The sequence below is a fragment of the Roseibium algae genome, assembly GCF_037783265.1.
Taxonomy (GTDB): Bacteria; Pseudomonadota; Alphaproteobacteria; order Rhizobiales; family Stappiaceae; genus Roseibium; species Roseibium algae.
The window spans coordinates 78,460-100,489 of the sequence record NZ_JBAKIA010000002.1 but is presented as its reverse complement, the minus strand read 5'-3'; the positions used below and the strand labels follow the sequence as shown (position 1 = coordinate 100,489).

General features: G+C 57.2%; 23 protein-coding genes. 12 read left to right on the top strand and 11 right to left on the bottom strand.

From position 1 onward, the window contains the following. Positions 1 to 8: 8 nt before the first annotated feature. Positions 9 to 848, bottom strand: a complete 840-nt coding sequence (locus V6575_RS04130; protein WP_340272826.1) for a helix-turn-helix domain-containing protein — start codon at positions 846 to 848, stop codon at positions 9 to 11. 235 nt (positions 849 to 1,083) lie between these two features. Here V6575_RS04130 and minC point away from each other — a divergent pair, with 235 nt between their 5' ends. The 5 genes from minC (at position 1,084) to V6575_RS04105 (ending at position 4,930) form a co-directional block, all read left to right on the top strand. Continuing rightward, positions 1,084 to 1,875 carry a septum site-determining protein MinC gene (gene minC / locus V6575_RS04125; RefSeq protein ID WP_340272825.1) on the top strand — a complete coding sequence of 264 codons (792 nt, stop codon included), beginning with the start codon at positions 1,084 to 1,086 and terminating at the stop codon, positions 1,873 to 1,875. A gap of 64 nt (positions 1,876 to 1,939) precedes the next feature. Beyond that, the gene (gene minD, locus V6575_RS04120) at positions 1,940 to 2,761 is read left to right on the top strand and encodes a septum site-determining protein MinD (protein ID WP_340272824.1); all 822 of its coding nucleotides are present in this window, start codon (positions 1,940 to 1,942) and stop codon (positions 2,759 to 2,761) included. Next, positions 2,758 to 3,021, top strand: a complete 264-nt coding sequence (gene minE, locus V6575_RS04115; protein ID WP_340272823.1) for a cell division topological specificity factor MinE — start codon at positions 2,758 to 2,760, stop codon at positions 3,019 to 3,021. The genes minD and minE overlap by 4 nt, the downstream gene beginning before the upstream one ends. 329 nt (positions 3,022 to 3,350) lie before the next feature. After that, on the top strand, positions 3,351 to 3,611 hold the full coding sequence (locus tag V6575_RS04110; protein ID WP_340272822.1) for a helix-turn-helix domain-containing protein: 261 nt from the start codon (positions 3,351 to 3,353) through the stop codon (positions 3,609 to 3,611). After that, positions 3,611 to 4,930, top strand: coding sequence for a type II toxin-antitoxin system HipA family toxin (locus V6575_RS04105; protein ID WP_340272821.1), 1,320 nt, complete (start codon positions 3,611 to 3,613; stop codon positions 4,928 to 4,930). Before V6575_RS04110 ends, V6575_RS04105 begins: the two co-directional genes overlap by 1 nt. 26 nt (positions 4,931 to 4,956) lie before the next feature. Here V6575_RS04105 and V6575_RS04100 read toward each other — a convergent pair whose 3' ends face one another. From V6575_RS04100 to V6575_RS04085, 4 genes are all read right to left on the bottom strand, one after another. After that, positions 4,957 to 5,655: a pseudouridine synthase gene (locus V6575_RS04100; protein WP_340272820.1), complete on the bottom strand. Its 699-nt coding sequence runs from the start codon at positions 5,653 to 5,655 to the stop codon at positions 4,957 to 4,959. 1 nt (position 5,656) lies between these two features. Then, positions 5,657 to 6,706 (bottom strand): class I SAM-dependent methyltransferase, encoded by a 1,050-nt coding sequence (locus V6575_RS04095; RefSeq protein ID WP_340272819.1) that lies wholly within the window; start codon positions 6,704 to 6,706, stop codon positions 5,657 to 5,659. Positions 6,707 to 6,796: 90 nt separating this feature from the next. Next, positions 6,797 to 7,351: a GDYXXLXY domain-containing protein gene (locus tag V6575_RS04090; protein WP_340272818.1), complete on the bottom strand. Its 555-nt coding sequence runs from the start codon at positions 7,349 to 7,351 to the stop codon at positions 6,797 to 6,799. Continuing rightward, positions 7,348 to 8,715 (bottom strand): DUF2157 domain-containing protein, encoded by a 1,368-nt coding sequence (locus tag V6575_RS04085; protein ID WP_340272816.1) that lies wholly within the window; start codon positions 8,713 to 8,715, stop codon positions 7,348 to 7,350. The genes V6575_RS04090 and V6575_RS04085 overlap by 4 nt, the downstream gene beginning before the upstream one ends. A gap of 132 nt (positions 8,716 to 8,847) precedes the next feature. Here V6575_RS04085 and V6575_RS04080 point away from each other — a divergent pair, with 132 nt between their 5' ends. Continuing rightward, on the top strand, positions 8,848 to 10,185 hold the full coding sequence (locus V6575_RS04080; protein WP_340272815.1) for an NAD(P)H-dependent oxidoreductase: 1,338 nt from the start codon (positions 8,848 to 8,850) through the stop codon (positions 10,183 to 10,185). Between the two features lie 17 nt (positions 10,186 to 10,202). Here V6575_RS04080 and V6575_RS04075 read toward each other — a convergent pair whose 3' ends face one another. Both V6575_RS04075 and V6575_RS04070 read right to left on the bottom strand, forming a co-directional pair. After that, positions 10,203 to 11,402 carry an MFS transporter gene (locus V6575_RS04075; RefSeq protein WP_340272814.1) on the bottom strand — a complete coding sequence of 400 codons (1,200 nt, stop codon included), beginning with the start codon at positions 11,400 to 11,402 and terminating at the stop codon, positions 10,203 to 10,205. 16 nt (positions 11,403 to 11,418) lie between these two features. Beyond that, entirely contained in the window at positions 11,419 to 12,351 is a 933-nt protein-coding gene (locus V6575_RS04070; RefSeq protein WP_340272813.1) for an alpha/beta hydrolase, read from the bottom strand. A gap of 342 nt (positions 12,352 to 12,693) precedes the next feature. Between V6575_RS04070 and V6575_RS04065 the strand changes: the two genes are divergently transcribed. Continuing rightward, positions 12,694 to 13,398, top strand: coding sequence for an AAA family ATPase (locus V6575_RS04065; RefSeq protein WP_340272812.1), 705 nt, complete (start codon positions 12,694 to 12,696; stop codon positions 13,396 to 13,398). Positions 13,399 to 13,463: 65 nt separating this feature from the next. Here the strand turns inward: V6575_RS04065 and V6575_RS04060 are convergent, their stop codons facing one another. Both V6575_RS04060 and V6575_RS04055 read right to left on the bottom strand, forming a co-directional pair. Continuing rightward, positions 13,464 to 14,006: a DUF2585 domain-containing protein gene (locus V6575_RS04060; RefSeq protein WP_340273341.1), complete on the bottom strand. Its 543-nt coding sequence runs from the start codon at positions 14,004 to 14,006 to the stop codon at positions 13,464 to 13,466. Between the two features lie 186 nt (positions 14,007 to 14,192). Further along, entirely contained in the window at positions 14,193 to 14,864 is a 672-nt protein-coding gene (locus V6575_RS04055; protein WP_340272811.1) for a YfdX family protein, read from the bottom strand. A 533-nt stretch (positions 14,865 to 15,397) separates the two neighbouring features. Here V6575_RS04055 and V6575_RS04050 point away from each other — a divergent pair. The 4 genes from V6575_RS04050 to V6575_RS04035 all read left to right on the top strand — a co-directional run bounded on the left by V6575_RS04050 (position 15,398) and on the right by V6575_RS04035 (position 18,549). After that, the gene (locus tag V6575_RS04050) at positions 15,398 to 16,984 is read left to right on the top strand and encodes a peptide chain release factor 3 (RefSeq protein ID WP_340272809.1); all 1,587 of its coding nucleotides are present in this window, start codon (positions 15,398 to 15,400) and stop codon (positions 16,982 to 16,984) included. Positions 16,985 to 17,222: 238 nt separating this feature from the next. Beyond that, positions 17,223 to 17,876, top strand: coding sequence for a class I SAM-dependent DNA methyltransferase (locus V6575_RS04045; RefSeq protein WP_340272808.1), 654 nt, complete (start codon positions 17,223 to 17,225; stop codon positions 17,874 to 17,876). A 17-nt stretch (positions 17,877 to 17,893) separates the two neighbouring features. Further along, entirely contained in the window at positions 17,894 to 18,067 is a 174-nt protein-coding gene (locus V6575_RS04040; protein ID WP_340272806.1) for a hypothetical protein, read from the top strand. Between the two features lie 170 nt (positions 18,068 to 18,237). Continuing rightward, entirely contained in the window at positions 18,238 to 18,549 is a 312-nt protein-coding gene (locus V6575_RS04035; RefSeq protein WP_340272804.1) for a Dabb family protein, read from the top strand. Positions 18,550 to 18,627: 78 nt separating this feature from the next. On the opposite strand, the gene V6575_RS04030 is transcribed toward V6575_RS04035, so the two are convergent. Both V6575_RS04030 and V6575_RS04025 read right to left on the bottom strand, forming a co-directional pair. Further along, positions 18,628 to 18,753, bottom strand: coding sequence for a hypothetical protein (locus V6575_RS04030; RefSeq protein ID WP_340272803.1), 126 nt, complete (start codon positions 18,751 to 18,753; stop codon positions 18,628 to 18,630). Between the two features lie 517 nt (positions 18,754 to 19,270). After that, a complete protein-coding gene (locus V6575_RS04025; RefSeq protein WP_340272802.1) occupies positions 19,271 to 21,088 on the bottom strand; it encodes an ABC-F family ATP-binding cassette domain-containing protein in 1,818 nt (605 codons plus the stop codon). A 194-nt stretch (positions 21,089 to 21,282) separates the two neighbouring features. Here V6575_RS04025 and V6575_RS04020 point away from each other — a divergent pair, with 194 nt between their 5' ends. After that, positions 21,283 to 21,840 carry a BA14K family protein gene (locus tag V6575_RS04020; RefSeq protein ID WP_340272801.1) on the top strand — a complete coding sequence of 186 codons (558 nt, stop codon included), beginning with the start codon at positions 21,283 to 21,285 and terminating at the stop codon, positions 21,838 to 21,840. Positions 21,841 to 22,030 lie beyond the last annotated feature (190 nt).

Sequence of the window (22,030 nt, the reverse complement as noted above, 5' to 3'; positions counted from 1 at the left end):
TCTCATAGCTATGTTGTTGACTTGCCAGCAATGGCGTTGGAAATCTTTTCGGCTGTCTGTTTCAGGTCTTCCAGGTGCGCCTTTGCAAAGTCCGAGGGGGTCTTGTAAGCGCGCGGCCAGATCAGGGTGATGGCACCCGAGGGCCATTTGTTGACGAAAATCGGCACGGCAATCGCTGCCAGTCCGTCATCCAGGACGGTCTCGCCGAGGTAATTGGACAGTCTTGACCCAAAACCTTGCGTCCGGACATCTGCGATCCTGCTCATATAGTGCAGCAGTTCCATATCGAAACGTCTCAGGCCCCAGGTTGGATCGCCACGCGTCTGCTTGTGATACTCAGCAATGGCGTCATCCGGCATGGCAGCGAGGCAAGCTGTGCCGGTGGCTGAGCCGAATATGTTGATCACCCGGTTCACGAAGCCATGGTTCAATCTGTAGGGGCTCATCGGGCGTGTGGAATCGACGATCCGCATTTTTGCACCCGAGATAATGTGAATGTCCGAGGGCCAGCCGACTTTGCGGGTCAGCTCGGCCAGCACTGGCATGGCCCTGTCGATCAGCATCGTCAGTTCCAGAGCCTGTGGGGCGTCGCTTCCAGGTGGGAAAATGACATTCGAGCGGAACAACCTGTCCGTCGCAGATTGGCGGATGATATGCCGGTCCATCAAAGTCCCGAGCAATCGGCGCAGGGTTGATTTGGCAAGCCCTGTGTGTCGGTGAAGATCCGCCAGAGAGCAGGCCCCTTCTCGGGCCAATGTCTCCAGAACGTTGATTCCCCGATCCAGAGAGCGATTCTTGAGTTCTGCGATAGGTCGCCTCCCCAGACTGCGGGCAAATGCCCGTGCCACCAGGCGGTACGGTAACGGAGCCGTCTAACAAGTGCTAGGTATTTGTTGCCATTCAGTTTCTTGCAGGGAACCTTTTCAAACGCGGTTGGGGTTTTACATGTTCCCCATGTGTTCATTTTCTGTCGGTTCGGGCAATAACAGTGGAAAACGCTTGGTTTCCCGATAGTTTGGGCCAAGGAATGATACCTCTACTGAACTTCGTTGTCTCAAACCTTGAAAGTGTCGCGGGTCCCTTATGAAGTTCAAGGGTAAGTCCTTTATCGCCATCGTCCTGACGCCGGAAACGCCTTCTGACGTCTGGTTTGCTGAGCTCGACCGGATCATTTCCCGCACGCCCGGGTTTTTCATCGACCGGCCTATCATCCTGGATGTGCGCGGCACGAAGATGCCGATTGAAGATCTTGAAGGTCTGCTGGCCGGTCTTGGCGAACGCTCGATCCGGGTTATGGGGATTGATGGTGTTGCCGGTACCCGCTTGAAGCCGGGCATGCCACCGAGCTTTGCTGGCGGCCGTCTGGCCACAGATGTCGAGGTTCCAGATCCCGGCGCTGCTGCAAAAGATACGTCTTCTGCTGATAAGCCATCGAAAGAGGCGTCTTCCAAGGACGCGCCGGCCAAAGGGGGCGCTGCTTCTGGAAAGTCGGACAAGGACGCGAAGGCCAAAGCTGACAATGCAGAGCCGAATGCGCTCGCAGAAGGGCAGTCGCTCGTGATTACAGAGCCTGTCCGATCTGGCCAGAGCGTGATGCATCCCTCCGGGGACGTGACCATCATTGGCTCAGTGTCGTCCGGGGCCGAGATTATCGCAGGCGGATCCATACATGTTTACGGCGCATTGCGCGGCCGTGCGCTGGCTGGCGTGTCCGGCCATGAGAATGCCCGGATCTTCTGTTCAAAGCTGGAAGCAGAACTGATCTCGATCAACGGGCTGTATCAGATTGCAGATGATTTTACCGGCGATGTGCTCGGCAAACCGGCGCAAATCCGGTTCGAAGATGAAAAGCTGATTTTCGAGCCACTGGCTTAGACAATCGCTGAGATTGGGTTTTCCGGGGTCGCACCGGGAAAATTGGAAAACAGGAAAACACACCATGAGCAACGCCACAGTCGTCGTGGTCACATCGGGCAAGGGAGGGGTCGGAAAAACCACGTCCACCGCTGCCATTGCTTCGTCGCTGGCCAAGCAGGGATACAAGGTCTGTGCCATCGATTTCGATGTCGGACTTCGCAACCTTGATCTGATCATGGGCGCTGAGCGCCGGGTGGTCTTCGACCTGGTCAATGTCGTGCGCGGCGAAGCCTCGATCAAACAGGCCCTGGTGCGCGACAAGAAGGTTGAAAACCTCTATTTGCTGCCCGCCTCCCAGACCCGCGACAAGGATGCCTTGACCGACGAGGGCGTTGCCAGCGTGATCAATGAGCTGCGCATGTATTTCGACTGGATCGTCTGCGACAGTCCGGCGGGTATCGAGCGCGGCGCGACACTGGCGATGCGCTATGCGGATGAGGCCATCATCGTGTCCAATCCGGAAGTCTCGTCCGTGCGTGATTGCGATCGGATCATTGGTCTTCTGGATGCCAAGACCGTTGTGGCAGAAGAAGGCGGGCGGATGCCCAAGCATCTTCTGATCACCCGCTATGATGTGGAGCGTGCGAAGCTCGGCGACATGCTGGCAGTTGAAGATGTGGTCGACATTCTGTCCGTGCCGCTGATCGGCGTTGTGCCCGAGAGCAAGGACGTGCTGAAAGCCTCCAACGTCGGTCTTCCTGTTACGCTGGCAGATGAGAATTCACCTGCGTCAAAAGCCTATACGGAAGCCGTTCGGCGCCTTCTGGGCGAAGACCTTCCAGTGACAATCCCGACGGAGAAGAGAGGCCTGTTCGGCAAGCTCTTCAAAGGGAGGGCTGCATGAACATCATGAGCTTCTTCGGTAAGCGAAGCGACAGCGCTTCGGTGGCCAAGAACCGACTGAAAATCCTGCTGGCCCACGAACGCGGTGGCAATTCCAACACGGATGCCAAGCTGATTTCGTCCCTGCGCGAGGATATCCTGGCGGTTGTTGCCAAGCATATCAATGTTGACCCGGATTGCGTCCGCCTTGAAATGGATCGCTCCGGCGACACCACAACCCTCGGTATTGACATTGAACTGCCTGACGGCGAAGCCAAGTAACTGGCTTGAGGCCAAGCCTCGGCGGTGTCTGTCTCATGAGACCTTGCGATGGCGCGTAAGTGCCATCGCTGTGATTGTGGATGCTGCAGACGCCGCTTTGGGGCCTGCTCAAGAGAGCACTCCGTCGCGTGACCTGACTAAGAGCGAGGGGCTGTAAAGGTCGGGGCACCTCAAGATGGCGGATGAGCGCCATTGAGGCAGCATCCTTTTCTATACGGTAAACGATATAATGTAATTTTATCCGCTGTACCGTATAATTTTAATTTATACGCCATTGCGTATATTGCTTATTTATCTGCTTTGGCGTATAAATGGCCTAGGAGATCAGCATGAGCGACCTTGCACGCAGTCCGAAACAAATCGGCAATATCATCCGCAGCGCTCGCAAGAACCGGGGCATGAGCCAGGCGGAACTGGGAAATCATGCCGGTTTGCGGCAGGGCACTATTTCGCACATCGAAAGCGGCAGTTCTGGTGTCAAAGTGGATACACTTCTGGCTGTTCTGGGGGCCCTTGACCTGGAGCTTCGGATTGCGCCACGCAGCAAAAGCACAGCGTCCAACCTCGATCTTGAGGACCTGTTCGAATAATGGGACGCTCCCCTATATACCCGCCATTACGGATCTATCTGAACAATCGTTTGGTCGGTCATTTGATCAAGGAGCCAAGTGGCGCGATTGCATTTCGCTATGAGTTTGATTGGCTTGCTCAAAAAAATGCGATCCCGATATCCCTGTCTCTGCCTTTACGGGAAGATGCTTTTCGTGGGGAGCCGGTTTCTGCCGTATTTGAGAACTTACTTCCAGACTCTGATGTTGTGCGTCGCCGTGTTGCCGAGAAGGTTGGCGCTCGCGGCATTGATGCCTACGGCATGCTGGCGAAGATTGGCCATGATTGTGTCGGGGCAATGCAGCTCATTGTGGGCGATGATGCTCGGCAGGAGGAGGGGCGACACGTCGGCGAGGCCGTGGATGACATTGCCATTGAGAAAATCCTCAAGAACCTGGTGCAGGCACCACTTGGTTTGGACCGGGATGATGACTTTCGTATTTCAGTGGCGGGAGCGCAGGAAAAGACGGCACTGTTTCGCCATGACGGGACATGGTTCAAACCGCATGGGACGACACCAACCACGCATATTTTGAAAACCCAGATCGGCACGTTGCCCAACGGCATCGACCTGTCAAACAGCGTTGAAAATGAGTTCTATTGCCTGAAGCTTGCCGAGGCTTTTGGCTTGCCGGTGAATAACACCGAGATCATGACCTTTGGTACAACAAAGGCGCTGGTAATTGAACGGTTCGACCGGCGCTGGACAAGCAAGGGCAGACTGTTGAGATTGCCGCAGGAAGATTGCTGTCAGGCCCTATCGGTCCCGCCAACGCTCAAGTATCAAAACGAGGGTGGTCCCGGCATGGCAGCTATCCTTGACCTGCTCAAGGGAAGTGACACGCCTTTGGAAGATCAGGAAACGTTCCTTGCAGCGCAACTGTTTTTTTGGCTCATCGGCGCGACGGACGGCCATGCGAAGAACTTCAGCCTCTTTTTGCGGCCCGGTGGCGCGTTCCAGATGACGCCGCTCTACGATATTCTAAGCGCTCAGCCGAGCCTCGACAGCCAGGGCATAACGCGCAGGCAAATGAAACTTGCCATGTCAGTTGGCAGAAGGCGCCATTATCGGATCGATCAGATTCATCCCCGGCATTTCTTGCAAACCGCCACTATGGCCGGTGTGCCCAAAAGCCTGATGATCAGAGCGTTTAAAAGCATTGCCACCAGCGCTGAGCGTGCTTTCGAGGATACAGAAACCAGCCTCCCGGGTTATTTCCCCGAAATGATGCAGACGTCAATCAAGGCTGCTGCCTTGCCGCGTATTGAGGCGATCAAGAGCCTGCTGGAAGAGCGCTAAAGCAGGCAATTACGCCGCTTATCTGATCACCCGAACACCTTTGCCACGTCGCTCTCGCTGAGCATTTTCCACTCGCCTTCCGCAACGCCGGTAAGGTCGAGCTTGCCGATCTGGGTGCGTTGGAGTGTGTTGACGTGGTTGCCGATGGCGGCGAACATGCGGCGGACCTGATGGTAGCGGCCCTCGTGCAGGGTCAGGCGCACATGGGTGTCGTCGATGACGTCCAGTTCGGCCGGTTTCAACGGCTTGTGCTCGTTTTCCAGCATCAACTCGCCCGAGGCAAAGACCGCAGCTTCCGAGCCGTTCAGCGGACGGTCCAGCTCGGCTTCATAGATCTTCGGCACTTCGGCTTTGGGGGAGATCACCCGATGCAGCAATGCACCATCGTCGGTGAACAGCAACGCGCCGGAGGTTTCCTTGTCGAGCCGCCCGATTGTGGACAGCACCGGCTTGCGGACACGGTAGCGGTCCGGCAGCAGGTCATAGACCAGTTTGCCCTGATCCTTGATCGAACAGGTGTAGCCCAGCGGCTTGTTCAGCAGCAGCACCATGCCGATTGCCGGATCCAGCGGCTCATCATCAAACAGGATGTCTTCATGAGCGGTCTTGGCATCGGCCTTGAGCGCATTGCCCTCCCGGTCTGTCACCCAGCCGTGGCGGATCGCCTGTTGGATTTCCTTGCGGCTGCCGTAGCCAAGATTGGCAATGAGTTTGACAAGACGCATATCACTTGCCCTTCCGCTTGATGGCCCGGATCACCTTGTATCCGCCTTCATCGATGATCATCTCCACATGGGCGAAGACGTCTTTCAGCGTTTGCTCATAGGGCAGGTGGCGGTTGGCGACCATATAGAAGACCCCGCCGCTGCGCAGTCCGCCGGCTGCGGCCCGGATGAAGCCTTGCCCGATATCCGAGCGGTCTGCCTTGCTCATCTGGTGAAATGGCGGATTGGAGACGATGAAGTCGTAAGGGCCTTCAACACCCTTGGTGACATCGGCCCAGAAGCAGGTCATGGCCTTTTGCCCCTTGAAGGCGCTGAGGTTCTGCTGCGCCAGATCCAGAGCGCGTTTTTCGGCTTCATAAAGATCCATCGCGATGACTTTGGGGGCGCGTGTCAAAACCGTGCGGGCCAAATAGCCAAAGCCGCAGCCAAAATCGGCGCCCTTGCCAGCCAGCGTCGCGGGCAGGGCATCGGCCAGAAGTTTCGAGGCGGCATCGACCCGGTCCCAGGCGAACAGTCCGGGGCGGCTGACATAATCTCCGTCCAGAACATCGCGGGGCATGTCCAGGGCCAGCCATTCCTCGACCAGGGCGTCATTGACGGTGTCTGGCGAGATCCTGGCCCAGAACACGCGGCATTTGTTCTTCGACAGGTTGCCTGCCAGTCCGGCGAGGGCTTTCAGGTCGGCTTCGGCTGTCTTTGCCCCTTCTGTGTTCGGCGCACAGGCCAGAACGATGCCGCCGGTCTTCGCCTTGCGAACAGCGCGGGCCAGCAGGGCTCTGGCTTCCTGTTTCTGCCGGGTCGGCAAAGCCAGCACAACGTCAAAGCCGGTTGCCGCTGCATCTGGTGCTTCGGGCACGACCTTGTAGCCGCCGCGCTCCAGCGCATCCCGGTCCGGGGCAAAGCTTTGTTCGCAGATCAGATTGCCAGCGTTCAACTGGCGCAGGGCAGGGTCCATTCTGGCGCGCAGAAACAAAACAGTGTCACTGTCGGCAAGCTCCAGCGCCCCGTTTTCAATCGGCAGCAGCAGGGTTTCCAGAACGGGATCAGTCATGGCGGTCAAGGTCTTTCAAGAGAGGTGCCGCGCAAAGGCTCAATGCTTTGGGCGTTGTTTCAGCCCTCATACTCCCCAGCGCGCACAAGGTCAAAACGCAGCGTCGGATTTGAACGGCTTTCCGTCCACAAGCAGGCGCAAGGGCAGGGATTGGCCGTCTGGTGCGAGGGCGGCCACCAAATGGACGCGGGCGGTATCAAGGGTTTCAATGACCTTGCCGGTGCCTTCCGCAAGGTAGAACGCATCTATGCCGTAATCGATGGTCAGCGATGCGCTTCCAGTTGACGTCACACGACCTTCAATGGCCAGTGCGCCAAGGTCGGCGCGGTTGCGCGCAAGGCGCGTGGGTTGCGCAATGCCCTTGTCGTCCGGGACAAGCTCCAGATAGATCGTCTCACCGGAAACAGGATCTTCTAAGGTGGCTGCAATTTCAGAAGGCAGGCGAGTGATGGCCAGATTGATGATCACATAATCGCCGCGCAGAAGATCGCGCGGATCCACCGGTCTGATCGCGAGCGTTACCTCGGTGCCGGTCATCTGAACAGTCAACCGATTGGCCAGCGGAAGGGAAATCAACAGCAGCTGGATGACGGCGAGTAGGCCCCATTTGAACCAGGGCGAGCGCATGAAGCCGGGACTTGTCATGAGCGTGCCTCCTGTGCTGTGCCTTTGGCAGCGGTCTTGCGCGCTGATGAACGCCGCATCATGCGTGTGACGCCATAGGCAAGTGCGAGCAACACAAGTCCGGCAATCAGGAAGAACACAGATTGTCCGAGCAGACTGCCGACAGTGACATCGAGCAGCCAGAGCACGGCAACGGCCAATCCTGCATAGCCGCAGAGCGTCCAGAAGCTGTTGTTGTAGAGCGTTCCAAGCAGGCTCAGCGCAATCAGGGCAGCCAAGCTGAGTGCAGATGACAGGATGATATTGTCAACCGCAAGGGGGACAACAATAGATGCGATCATTAGCGCGATGGCCAGAAAGAAAGCCCGCGCCTTGCCGGTCTTGAACGAGAGAAGGAGGCCGATGGCACAGGCGAGAGCTGCAAGGCAAAGCGTCAGCAAGACGGGAAATTCTGTTATGGCCTGAGCAAATGCAAAGGCACTGTATTCGGACTGCAGCAGTAAGACGCTGACCACAATAATCGCCAGAAGCGCGATGCCCACGTCTTGCAGGGCTTGCAGCATCAGCCAGCGGCCATAGGTGCGTTGCGGCAGATAGCCCGACCACTTCACCACAAGATCGCTGATCTGGCCAAGCTGGACCATCACGGCGGCTAATCCGGCAAAGCCGAGGCAGGCGATGGCAAACATGGCGGCATCGGGAAGTGTGTCGTTGCCAGCTGTCGCATCTACAAGCCAGCGGCCATAGGTGACAAGCAGGAGACATGTCGCCGCCCAGCGCGACAGGCGGTTGGGATGAAGGACCGGATGAGCAAGGATGACTGCGACAAACCCCAGGCCAATCAGGGATTCCAGCGCAAAACCCGCGCCAACTTCGGCCCTGCCCGTTTGCCAGGAAATCGCGGCAACAGCAGCCAGCATCAGCGAGGCTTTCGATCCGGTGATCCAGGCAGCGGCCAAGGCCCCAAGGCAGACGAGGAAGGCGCCTCCGGCCCAATCGGATGGAAGATGAAAGATCTGTCCGACCAGCGCCATGCCGCAGATAAACACAAGCGTGGCGAAGGCCGTGGCCAGATCAGCCAGACCTTTGCGCTCCGAGGCTGAGGCCCAAGCCGCAAGCCCGTGAGAGGCAAGGACGCCAACCGCAATGCCGATCAGTTTGACCGCGCGCGGAACGGCATCCCAGTTTGCCGCCACAAAAGCCGCCAGTGCGAGCGCGATGCACAGCACCCCGATGCCGCCAAGCACCATGGGCAACCTCGAATGTCCATCGGAGGCATTGGTCGAGGCCAGAATCTTCGCCGCGCCCTCAGGGGGGATCCAGCCCTTCTCCGCCCAGATCTCAACATCCTGGCGCAATCGTTTTGTGTAGATCAGATCGAACATCTCAAAAGCCGCATTTTGGAACTGTCACAAAGACATAACCCAGAGCCCCTCAGGTTGACAGCCGCATTTGTTCCCGCTTCGATGGCGTCCATAACAAACGGGCTTCGCAAAGAGGCCTATGGGAGGACCATCATGAATTTAGCGCGTATGCTCGGCCAAAGGGCTGAAATAGGGCGGCCTGTCCGCGTGGGTTTGATCGGAGGCGGCAAGTTCGGCTCCATGTATCTGACCCAGGCTCGATTGACCAAGGGCGTTCATGTTCTGGGCATTGCGGATCTGAACCCGGCACGCCTTCGGGAAACCCTGAAGCGGGCTGGCTGGTCGGAAGAACAGACGGACACGTCATCTTTTGCAGCAGCCTTCCAGTCCGGCCGGACGTTCATCACGGAGACAGCCGATGATCTGATTGCAGCAGATGGGCTGGATGTGTTGATCGATGCCACAGGCGATCCTGCGGCGGGCATCCGCCATTGTCTGAAGGCCATCGAGCACGGTCGCCACATCGTTATGGTCAATGTCGAGGCTGATGCGTTGGCCGGACCCTTGCTGGCAAAGCGCGCCGAGGCGGCCGGTGTGGTGTATTCGATGGCCTGGGGTGATCAGCCCGCGCTGATTTCCGAGCATGTGGACTGGGCAAGGACCTGCGGCTTCAAGGTTGTGTGTGCGGGCAAGGGAACGCGCTATCTGCCGCGCTATCACGGCCTGACACCGGACACGGTCTGGTCGACCTTGCAGGGATATCTCGGCCTCAAGGATCCGAACCAGATCAACTTGAAGATGTTCAACTCGTTTCTGGATGGCACCAAGTCGGGCATCGAGATGACAGCAGTGTGCAATGCCACCGGTCTTGTGCCACAGGATGACGGATTGGCCTTTCCGCCTGCGAGCCGGTTCGAATTGTCATCGGTCTGCAAGCCGACAGAGAATGGCGGCACGCTGAGCCGGACGGGAACGACGGAAGTCACCTCGTCGCTGTATCGCGACGGCACCGATGTGCCGCATCACCTTGCCATGGGCACCTATGTGGTGATCGAGGCCGAAACCGACTACGCGCGCCAGTGCTTCAATGAATACCACATGCTGGAAGATGAGACCGGCCAGTTTGCCGCCTTGTACCGCCCGACTCATATGATCGGCATGGAACTGGGCGTGTCGGTTGCCTCCGTGGCCCTGCGCAAGGAGCCAACCGGATCAGCCATCGGCTTCCATTCGGACGTTGTGGCCACTACGAAGAAGGCGATGAAGGCCGGTGACATGCTGGACGGGGAGGGCGGTTTCACTGTCTGGGGCAAGCAGTGCCCGGCATCTGCCTCGCTTGCCGCAGGCTATTTGCCGCTCGGGCTGGCCAGCTATGTCTCGCTGACGCGGGACGTCGCCGAAGGTCAGATGCTGACCTGGGGCGATGTCAGACTCGACATGTCTGACCCGGCTTATCTGTTCCGTCGCGAGATGGAGCAGGTCTTCGGTTAGGCGCTGTTAGGGTGCTGTCAGTTCGCTGATGTGACATCTTCTGGCCGCTTGCGGGTGGCCAGAAGGACTGCCGCGCCGACAAAAGCCATGACCAGTGCAAGGGCCAGAATAACCCCTCTTGCGTCATCGCCGACGGCAAAAAGGGTCACCAGCAATCCGGCCAGGGGTTGGCTCAGATTGTTGAAGCAGACGATCATGCCGGTGGTCTTGCCGAAGTCTTCCAGCGGAATAAGTGTTTTGCGCAGGGTCCGGACGTAGACGTTGAACATCTTGTCGAAGCCGGTGATCAGCACGAACCCGAACGCATAAAACAGTGGCGAGGTGCCAAAGCTCGTCACGAAGGCCCCGGCGCAAATGGCTGCATATCCGACAAGGCCGAGAGTGTTCAGGCGCAGGGTAACATGGGCTGTGATCAGCAAGACGATGATGGTCGCCAGCGCTCCTGCCGTTTGCAGCAAGGCATAGGTCGCCTCGCTCTGCCCCTGAAGCCCGGTCACCATGGCAGCTGATGTTGCCAGCGTGACGCCAATGATGAGATTAACAGATGCTGCCAGAACGATCGGTCGCATCAGGCCCGGAATGGACCAGATCCGTTTCAGCGCCAGACTCAGGGAGCCGCCCCAACTGGCGTGTGCAACGGGAGGCATGATCAGGGACGGATCTGTCTTGCCGGACCACAGGAAAGAGGCGATGTCGGCCAGAACGAACAATCCTGCAGCCAGCACGACAATACCTTCCCAGGGCCAGATTTGCAGACAAAATGCCGCCACCAGCGGGCCAAGCACAGTGCCAAGCTGATCGGCAAGCTGGGTGTAGCTGGCAACGGTCTCGAACCGGTTGGCCGTGAAGGCACGCGGCAAAATGGCCTCGCGGGCCATCAGACCCTGCGTCGTGAGAACGCCGCTGACAGCGGACAGCGCAATCAGCCACCAGACGCCGCCGAACGCCATCTGGCAGCCTATGCCGACCGCGCATGCCAAGGCTCTGAGAACCTGGCTGATGCGCAGCAGCCTGTAGGCCGGATACCGGTCGCACAGGATCCCGCTCAACGGAAAGGCAATGTAGCGCGGCAGGGTTTCGAAAAAGAACGCCAGTCCGGACCAGCTGACGCTGCCGGTGATCTGGAACACGACCAGTGGCACCAGAAACAGAAGGATCTGGTCTCCCAGGCGTGTCAGGAAGAGAGAGGCGAAAAACGAACGATGTTGAAACAGCATGGTGAGTGAATGCCGCCTATTGGGCTAAAATCCAGTTCAGAACCAGCCGCCAGTCCGTCATGCGGATGGGCGTGCCATGGGTGCCTGTGTCGAACAATGTAAATCGCACAGGATAAGACGGTGCAGAACTTTTGATCTGCTTGAAAAACCTAGCCTGGGTTTCCCAATTGTACACCGTGTCGGCGCTGCCATAACCCATATAAAGAGGCACCCGGCGCTTGAGCGCACCGGAGGACAGAAAACCCGGGTCTTTCGGCGAGCCGAACAACATGATGCCGTTCAACAGGCCTGCGGTCTTGCTGCTTTTCAAAAGGTTCCAACAAATGATGCCGCCCATGGAGCCACAGGCAACCACCACTTTGGTTCCTGGAGACAGTTGCCTCTGGTAGCGGATCAGGGCCGCAATGTCCTGTGTGCCTTTCTTGCCAAAGTCGCTGATGTCGGCAGACAAAAATGCGCCGCCATTGCGCACCATCAGGTTCTTGATCCGGTTGAAGTTGCCGCCGAAGCTGACATCATTCATGCCCTGGAACCGATTGCCGCCCTGGCCGTGGATGTAAATCACGATGGCCTTCGCGCCACCCTTGGCCTTGCCGACGCCCATATATTTAACGGCCCGGCCATTTGCCTCCAGCACGTAATCTTTCTGGCTACGGCGTGGTTTGTAGGACACGAAATGGCCAAACACTTCCCGCTCGTCGACCTTGTCCCGGTCGCGCAGATCCCGTTGCTTGGAGTATTCCACCACTGTGAAATCGCCGTTGAACAGAGTCTCGGTGACCTTTGGGTATCGGAACAATTTGTCCTTGTAGGGCGCAAGAGCTTCCGCACTGGCCTGGCCTGAGGCTGCAACAAAGGCGCTGACGAGCAATACAGCCAGCGCTGCTCTTGTGGCTTGTGCCGAGGCCTGAACCAGGGTCATCATCATATGTGCCGACCGAACTGCCATCTACATTCTCCAGACCCTCAGGTCAGTTCGTTTCATTACAAGGTGTTCCAACGTCAACCTAGCGCCCCCGGTGTCCGCCTGCAATTGCACGGCAGCAGCGTTCAACAGGCGATATGGAGTTTTGCGCATTGCCCGGGACATTCAGGGCTGAAGCCTCGGAGCCCGCTCAACCTTGTCAATAATCTCCATGCCGAAACTGATAAAATCCCCGAAACCCCTAAGGGATTGATGCAAAAAGCAAATTGCAACACTGATTAAGAGATTGGTAACCATAAAGCAGAGACAATAACTTGAGCGTATACGGACCAGAAGGGCCGTGTTCTTGAGATCAGGAGAGACAAAATGCCGGTGATTTCCTTCGCAAATGCAAAGGGTGGGGCAGGTAAAACGACCGCAGCCCTTCTGCTGGCAACAGAGGTTGCAGAGCGCGGCAAGCGCGTCACGATCTTTGATGCAGATCCACAGAAGTGGATTTCACATTGGGCAGAGCTGCCAGGACGTCCGCGCAATATTGATGTCATCAGCCAGATCACGCCAGCTTCGTTGACCGAGCAGATCCTGGACGCTTCGGCTTCCTCCGATTATGTCATCGTCGATCTTGAGGGGACTGAAAATCTTATCGTTGCCAATGCCCTGTCTGTGTCTGATCTGGTGGTTATTCCAATCCAGGGATCAAGCATGGATGCGCGCGGTGGTGCAAAGATCCTGACCCTGATTTCGAAATTGGAAAAGATTGTCAAACACGACATTCGCCATTGTGTTGCACTGACCCGGACAAATGCCGCAGTCACGACCCGCGCTTTGAAAGCGGTTCAGGAAACTCTTGCCGTTCGAGGCATTGACGTGCTGATGACAGCCATCGTCGAGCGCGCAGCCTATCGGGACCTATTCGAATTCGGTGGTGGCCTGTGCAATCAGGACCCCAAAGCTGTCGCCAACCTGGGCAAGGCCCGGGAAAACGCGGCGATGTTTTCCGCCGAGGTGCTGCAACGTGCCGTGGTTGCGCCGCGCAGGCGCTGGTATGATGTCTTCAAGAAGGCATCATAAGCCTCTTCAAGGGAACATGCCCCGGACATGTCCGGGGGGGGGCGTTCTGAAGATCTGTCGGTCGCCTAGCTGCCTTGCCAGGCTTTGATGGCTTCGATCGGATGAAGGAGCATCAGGACATTTAGCGTCAGATTGTCCCGAATGATCCAGAGTGCCAGCAGCTCGAACGCGATTGCAACGGCAATGCTCATCCAGACCGGTGTGCGCCAGGCGAACCAAAACCCAAACAGCATCCAAACAATATCGAACACCGAGTTGAGAACACTGTCGCCGGTATAACCGATGGCAATTGTTGTTTCACGGTAACGCTCAATGATCCAGGGACTGTTTTCGACAATCTCCCAGGCGGCCTCGATCAAGGTCGCGATCAAAGCCCGTTCTCCCGCTGGACGGGATTTGAACGCAAGCCACAGAACAAGGTAAAACAGGAAGCCGTGGATGATATGCGACAGCGTGTACCAGTCGGCAACATGCTGTGAGGTTCCAGATAAATCTCCGACCGGTGTCCAGAACCGCACATAGCCACAAGTGCAAATCGGCGGGCGGCCCATTGCCAGCAGGATGCCAGCCGTTGCCGCGATGACGCCTAGAATGGCGACCCAGATCATGCGCCGTGTCACTTGTATTCCTCCTGCGTTCATGCCTAAAAGTTGCGGCCTTGTATGCAGGCGACGTCGTTGATGTCCATGCAATAATTGCAAGCATGCATTAAAAAGTTTCGCCGGGGAGAGTTGTGAACTCTCTCCGACGCTTAAACAGCTTATGATATTCGAGCCTGTCCGGCGGTCATCGACCTACGCAGGGTTTTCGACAGTCATTTGATTGAAAACGATGCTGTCTTCAACGGCCTTCAAGGCCAGGTTGGCGTTCTGGAATTTCTGGTCCTTCAAATCCTGCGCGGCCTTATCTACATTGGTCTTCAGCACGTCATAGGGGACAGAGACGTAGGTGTAGTTCACATTTTCGTCGACCAAGGCGGCATGCTGGATCGCCGCCTTTGTATCGCCTGCCTTCATGGCGGCATTTGCTTTCTGTAGATGGCCCGTGGCCTCAGGCTTCAGGGCATAATCATCTTCAACCGATATTTGTGCATTCAGCGGGATGAAACGCGCCGCAGCTTCTCCATTCGCCGGTATGTCGGTCTTTGTGATCTTGTCCAGCGTGGTGGCATCCTTTTCAGCATTGGCGGTGAGCGTCTGTGCTGTCTGGAGGAACTTTGCAGCTGCTTCAGTGTCACCATTATAGATCGCCATCCGGGCTGCATGAACATTGCCAACGGCCGCCATGCCATCATCAGATAAGGCCAGGAAGTCCTTGGCAATGGCCTTGTCGGTCGCCGCCTGGGCCTGCACGGTCTTCGCGGGTTGATGGGCGGCCTCAGCGGCATAAACGGCAGCTGAACTTGTGGCAATGCCTCCCAAAAGGGCAAGAGCGACGAGGGATGCTGTGGCTTTCTTCGTAGTCATTTTCATTCTCCATGGGTTCTTCGTGAAACCATCCGGCCCGGCCGTCGTATAAGCGGCTGCCTGCGTCGGAGTACATGACTTAAGTGGGGTGTCCATGGCCTATGCCAAGCCTTTGTTTTGTTAAAGATAAGTAATCTGAAAAGCGCTTTTCGACGTTTGAAAAATCGCGCTGGGCTGCATATTTTTGAAGATTGTTCTGTGGCTATGGTCTGGGCCTTCAAACCTTTAATTTCTGAAAAAGCAGCAAGCGCTCATGCGCGGCCCTTTTTCACTCTTATGCATGGCCTGTGGCAGCAGAAGCCCTGCGGCGGTGATGCAAGTGTTTTGGGAAACATGACAGGATGGTCGCTCCCGGACGTTCTCAAGAGCCCGTCAAGCGACTTCGGGCTTTCCTTTTCTGCTCTGCCGCTCTATGACCTTGCGCCAACGAACCATCAATCCGATCATGGGCGATGACACTGCGCGCCCGGGGAAAAAGCCCCGATGAGCGCCGGTTTCTGTGTCCGGATCCAAGGCTTTGCAAGGACCCCTGCATGAGCGCGCCCTATCTGACACGCCGCACCTTTGCCATCATCTCTCATCCGGATGCCGGTAAGACGACCCTGACCGAAAAGCTGCTGTTGTCGGGCGGCGCGATCCGGGCCGCTGGTCAGGTCCGTGCGCGCGGCGAGCGCCGCCGGGCCCGGTCGGATTGGATGAAGATTGAGCAGGAACGTGGCATTTCGGTCTCCTCCTCGGTGATGACCTTCGAGCGGAACGGCATCATCTACAATCTGCTCGACACGCCGGGCCATGAAGACTTTTCCGAAGACACATACCGGACACTGACTGCCGTTGATGCGGCCATCATGGTGATCGATGCGGCCAAGGGGATTGAAACCCAAACCCGCAAGCTGTTCGAGGTCTGCCGTCTGCGCGACATCCCGATCATCACCTTCGTCAACAAGATCGACCGCGAAGGGCGCCACGCGTTGGAAATCCTCGATGAAGTGCAGGAAGCGCTGGCGCTGGACGTCTCGCCAATGACCTGGCCCGTGGGCATGGGCTCGGATTTCTTTGGCGTCTATGACTGGCAGGCAAAGAAATTCCATACCTCCAGCGGCGAACGTGGTGGGCCTTACACCCAGACGAAGGATGTCACCGGTCTGGACGATCCGATCCTGACCGAGTTTGCCTTCGACCGCATCATGGATGAGCTTGAGGAAAACGTTGAACTGGGTGCTGAAGGCTATGAGGCCTTCGACAAGGACAGCTTTCTGGAAGGCCACCTGACGCCGGTCTTCTTTGGTTCTGCCTTGCGGGATTACGGCATTGAGGAGCTGCTGGATTTCATCGCAGCCTATGCACCGCCGCCGCATTCACAATCCGCAACGGGCGGGCGCACCATCACCCCGGACGAGGACAAGGTCAGCGGCTTTGTCTTCAAGGTGCAGGCCAACATGGACCCCAAGCATAGGGATCGCATTGCATTCTTCCGCCTGTGCTCTGGTACGTTCAAGCGCGGCATGAAACTGAAACATGTGCGTACCGGCAAGCAGATTGCTGTCACCGCGCCGATCCTGTTCTTTGCCGAAGAACGTGAGATCGCTGAAACAGCCTATCCGGGCGATGTCATTGGCGTGCCCAACCACGGCCAATTACGCGTCGGCGATACTCTGACCGAGGGCGAGGACATTCACGTCACTGGCCTGCCGGCCTTTGCACCGGAAGTCCTGCGCCGTGTTCGCCTCGGCGACACCATGCGCGTCAAGCAGATGCGTCAGGGTTTGCAGGATCTGGCCGAGGAAGGCCTTGTGCAAATCTTCAAGCCGGATCTGGGCTCCAACTGGATTGTCGGGGTTGTCGGTGGCCTGCAGCTCGATGTGGTGGTCGACCGGCTCAAGGCTGAATATGGCACGGAGATCGGTTTCGAGACTGTTCCCTATACAACCGCCCGCTGGATCGAATGCGACCACCCGACCCTGCAGAAGCTGATCGAGGCCCACCGCATGTCCGTTGCCAACGACCGGGATGACAAGCCTGTGTTCCTGTTCAAGAACGCCTGGGAAGTCAGCTACGTCAGCGAGAAATTCCCGGACGTGAAATTCCGCGAAACGAGAGAGATCGTGCACACCGGCTGAGGGGACAAGGACCGCGAGCGCTGCTTCATCTTGAAGAAGCCTGAAAGGCTGTCACGAAGGATGGGCTGCACACTCTTGGACTGCTGCCTAATCTCAGGATAAGAGGCTCCTTTCTGGATGCACAGCAGTCTGTTCCTGGAAGAGGGGTGGAGGCTTCGGCTGTCGCCATGGTAGGATGACCCATGCCGGGTAAAGGGCCTTTATCCCGCCCTCTCGAGACCTTGCCAAGGATCTGCATATGACGGTTGACAGCAACTCCGAGCCGGATGGCTTTGTGTCTTTGAAGCAAGGGCTGAAGGATCCCGATGCCATTGCGGACTATTACGATCAATGGGCCGTGTCCTATGACCAGACGCTCGCCACCTGGGACTACGCTGCGCCGGGCGAGGCAGCTGCTTTGATTGTGCCGCATCTTGTGAGCGAGGCAACGATCCTTGATGTCGGCTGCGGTACGGGGCTGGTGTCGGAGGCGCTTGGCAAACATGGCAGTTTTCATATTCACGGCATTGACCTGTCGGAGGTTTCGCTCAAACAAGCCGAGGCGCGTGGCACCTATGACCAGCTGCTGTGCCATAACATGGACAACCTGCCCTTGCCGTTAGGGCTGGATGCTTATGACGCGGCGCTCTCGGTGGGCGTTCTGACCTACATTGAGGACGCAGAACCCCTGCTGCGCGATCTATGCCGCTGTGTGCGCTCCGGCGGCGTCATCACTTTCACCCAGCGCACGGATCTTTGGGAAAAGCGTGACTTTGCGGCCTTGATTGAGGAATTTGCCGTCCAGAACCTCTGGACCGTCCTCCACACCAGTGAACCGCGCAGCTATCTGCCCGGCCACGAAGATTTCACCGATGAAATCAAGGTCATCCACACGCTCTGCCGGGTTGTGTAGGGTTGGGACCCTTAAAATTGCATGAACTGGTCGATCTGAAACAGGTCGGATGCGAGGCGCAAAAAGGATGGAAACCTGGATGGTTTTCGGGTTTTAGCAACACTGCAGACGGCTTGTTCCAGATCGATCCGAAGGACGATGAACCTGCTGCGAATGTCAGCGTCAAAGCTCTTGACCTATGCAAGGCATAGCTCTTCAAGCTTTTCCTACCCCTGCTTTGCAGTTTCAACGCCAGTGGATCCAATTTTATAAGTCCGAACCCTAGGGCCCTGGAATAGAGCGCTCGTAAGACCTCCATGATGTAGGGATGCCCCCGCATGGGGACTAAAGCGCGTGTTGAACAACAAAATGGAGGCCACACATGATCCGTCATTGCGTATTTCTAAATTTCAAAGACGATGTGACCGAAGGCGACAAGCAAAAGCATTATAATCAATTTGCCGCGCTGAAAGACATCATCCCCGGACAGATCGCAGATCACTATGGCCCCAGCGCCAGTCCTGAGGGCATGGAACACGGATTTACCGACGGTTTTATCATGGACTTCACAGATGCGGCTGCACGTGACGCATATTTGGCACATCCGGAACATCAAAAAGCCGGCGCGGCCCTCGTTGAGGCATGTAAAGACGGTGTGAGTGGTATTTTGGTATTTGATCTCGAGATTGCTTGATTGGGGGGCTGGCCCATAAGTGCGGGAAATCTATCCCGCTGCCAAAACATGTATGCCGCACTGATGCCCATCAAAAGCTCAAGTGAAAATGTCCAATGCAGAACAAAGCTCGATATCCAGTGAGTTTGTGTTGCGCCGCGTAGCCTCTTGCTCCGTCATCACCGGATCAAGTCCTGCAATGATGACTGGGAAGAGGTGGGGCATGGACTTTTCAACCGTGCGGGTGGGAATAAGAGCGCGTAAGGCCCTTAAAAGTCGACTTGTTTTGAGGGAAAGACGAAAACAATCCTCCCCTTTAAAACTCGGCGTACCCTTGGAACTGTTCCCATCACGCGGGGCCGAGTACGGACCGTCCGTTCGCGGTGGTGGGGACCGGGTTTCGAGGTGTCAGCTGGCGGTGTAACGGACCGTGGCTGGCACTGGTGACAAGCACACCTTGATGAGTGCGGCGGGATCTGGCGCCGGGGTCATTCGGGATGCGTCTCGTATCTGGCAAGCCAGCGGCCACACCCCACCGCTGGCAAGCAGAAAAGAGAAAGACGCCAGTGCTCGTCATTTCAGGGAAACGAACCCCGGGCAGGCGTGAGGCCTTGTCATTCCTATCTTCCCACCACCTTCGCCCGGCAAGTCCGGAGCGCTTGCCATCCCGTTTTTCGGGAGCCTTGCAACGCGTCAAAACGCCGGGGAGCCCCCTGCGGCGGGTTTTGTGCTGGCTCGTGCCTCAGCTGCCGTTCAACTCTTCCAGTTCCAGCCACTGTTCTTCGCACGCATCCTTTTTGTTGGTCAGTTCGGTGATCATTGCCGTCAGTTTGGCGAATTTGTCCGGGTTGCCGCTGTAGAGCTTTGGATCGGCCATTTCGATCTGCAGCTTGGCCAGCTTCTTCTCGATGTCCTCAATGGTCTTCGGCAGGGTCTTCAAGAGATGCTGCTGGGTGAAGCTGAGCTTTGATTTGGTTGCAGGCTTGGCGGCTGGCTTTTCACCGGCAAGGCCATCCTTTTGCTTCAGGGCTGCCTGCTTGTTGGCCTTGTCCGTCTTGCGGGCAGTAACGCCTTCGCCGCGCTGGATCAGCATGTCGGAATAGCCACCGGCATATTCACGCCATTCGCCCTTGCCCTCGGAGACAATGACGGATGTGGCCACCCGGTCGAGAAAGTCACGGTCATGGCTGACGATCAGGGCAGTGCCTGGATAATCGGACAGGAGTTCCTGCAGAAGGTCCAGCGTTTCAAGGTCTAGATCGTTGGTTGGCTCATCGAGCACCATCAGGTTCGACTTGTTGGCCAGGGCTCTGGCCAGCATGACGCGGGCGCGTTCGCCGCCGGACAGAACACCAACCGGGGTGCGTGCCTGTTCAGGGGAAAACAGGAAGTCCTTCATATAGCCGATGACATGCTTTGTTTCATCGCCGATCACCACCGTGTCGCCGCGCCCGCCGGTCAGGACAGAGGACAGCGTGTCGTTGGGATCTAGGTTCTCGCGCTTTTGGTCGAGGGTCACCATTTCCAGATTGGTGCCGAGCTTGACCGTGCCACTGTCAGGGGTAAGCTCACCAGTCAGCATCTTCAAAAGCGTCGTCTTGCCCGCACCATTGGCACCGACCATGCCGATCCTGTCGCCGCGCTGAATACGGCTGGAGAAGTCACTCACGATGGACCGCTCGCCGTAGGTCTTCTTGATGTGTTTGGCTTCGATCACCAGCTTGCCGGAGGCCTCGGCCTCGGTGGCCGCCAGTTTGGCGGTGCCTTGCGGACCGCGATGCTCGCGCTTTTCCTTGCGCAGGTCCGCCAGCTCGCGCACGCGGCGCATGTTACGCTTGCGCCGGGCGGTGACACCGTAGGTCATCCAATGCTCTTCGCGCTTGATCTTCTGCGCCAGCTTGTGCTGGTCCAGCTCTTCCTGTTCCAGCACTTCATCGCGCCAGGCCTCGAACTTGCCAAAGCCCTTGTCCATACGCCGGGAGGTGCCCCGATCGATCCAGACCGTGGCCCGCGACAGGTTTTCCAGAAAGCGTCTGTCGTGGGAAATGATCACCATCGCCGACTTCAGGCTCTTCAGTTCGGATTCCAGCCATTCAATGGCAGGCAAGTCGAGGTGGTTGGTCGGCTCATCCAGCAGCAGAACGTCAGGTTCAGGCGCCAGTGTGCGGGCAAGCGCAGCACGGCGTGCCTCGCCGCCGGACAGGTTCGATGGATCTTCCTCTCCGGTCAGGCCGAGTACATCAAGCAGATATTGCGCCCGGTAAGGGTCATCGCCTTCGGTGAGGCCCTCGTTCACATATTCCATCGTGGTGGTGTAGCTGGACAGATCCGGTTCCTGCGGCAGGTAGCGGATGGTGCGGCCCGGCTGAAAGAACCGTTCGCCATTGTCGGCCTCGATGATTCCGGCGGCAATCTTCAGCAGTGTTGATTTGCCAGAGCCATTGCGGCCGACGAGGCACAGCCGCTCGCCTTCGGAAACGGAAATGTCGGCACCGGTCAGAAGCGGTGTGCCGCCGAAGGTCAGGTGAATATCGCGCAGGATCAGAAGCGGTGGGGCCATAGGGGTCTTTGACTGTTACTTGATGCGCCGCAAAATGCAGGCATGAGGAGGTGTTGGCGTCAGGAAAACGATCCGCTCGCCAGTTGCAAGCCTTTTGATTGACCTTGGCCCAGATTTTGTCGTGTTTTCCGGGTATGGTTAAGTCTGGTTGCGGGAAGTGGGGGCTTCGGGATCCAATCTGTGGGGAGATCCGCATGTCAAAAATGCTTGAATTGCGAGTCACATCAAGTGTTGTCGCATCAATATCCGCCCTTGTGCTTCTTGTCTCCAGCATCAGTGCCGCTGATGCGGGTGGCCGTCATTTTCGTGGCTATTCTGGCGGAGTTTACATTGGAGATGGTGCAGCTGCAGCTGGCTTCATAGGTCTGGCGGCGGGAGCAATTCTTGGCTCGGCGCTCTCTACCCCCAGAAGTTACGGCCCTCGTTATTATGGCGCCGGTTATGATGGGGGGCCGATTTATTATGATCCACCCCGGCGCTACCGGCCGCCCGTTTATGCCCATCCTCGTATCGGGCCGCCCCGTTACGCGCCACGCCGCTATGGTCCTCGTCCCTATCCGCATCGGTCCCGGGTTTATGTGGCTCCGCCCCGTCAGCTCTATGCGCCTCCACTCGCAGCACCGCCTGTCAGATATCGCGCAGCGCCCTTTACGCCGGAGTGGATTGCCTATTGCGCCCGCAAATATAAATCCTTCAATCCCCGCACAGGAACCTATCTTGCCTACAGCGGTAAAATCCGCATGTGCCGATAATTTTCCCGTTTAAGATGCAGTGCAGTTGCACGGGGGAGGGTGAATTTTCCGTTGGATGGTCTGTTCTGGTAAAAAATAGCCTGATTCATATGCTGCACTGCATAAGATTTACAGTTTTGGAATTAATATCGAAAGATGTCCTAACGGCACTATTGCCATGTCGTTCAGAGCGTGAAATCGTCTCCTCATC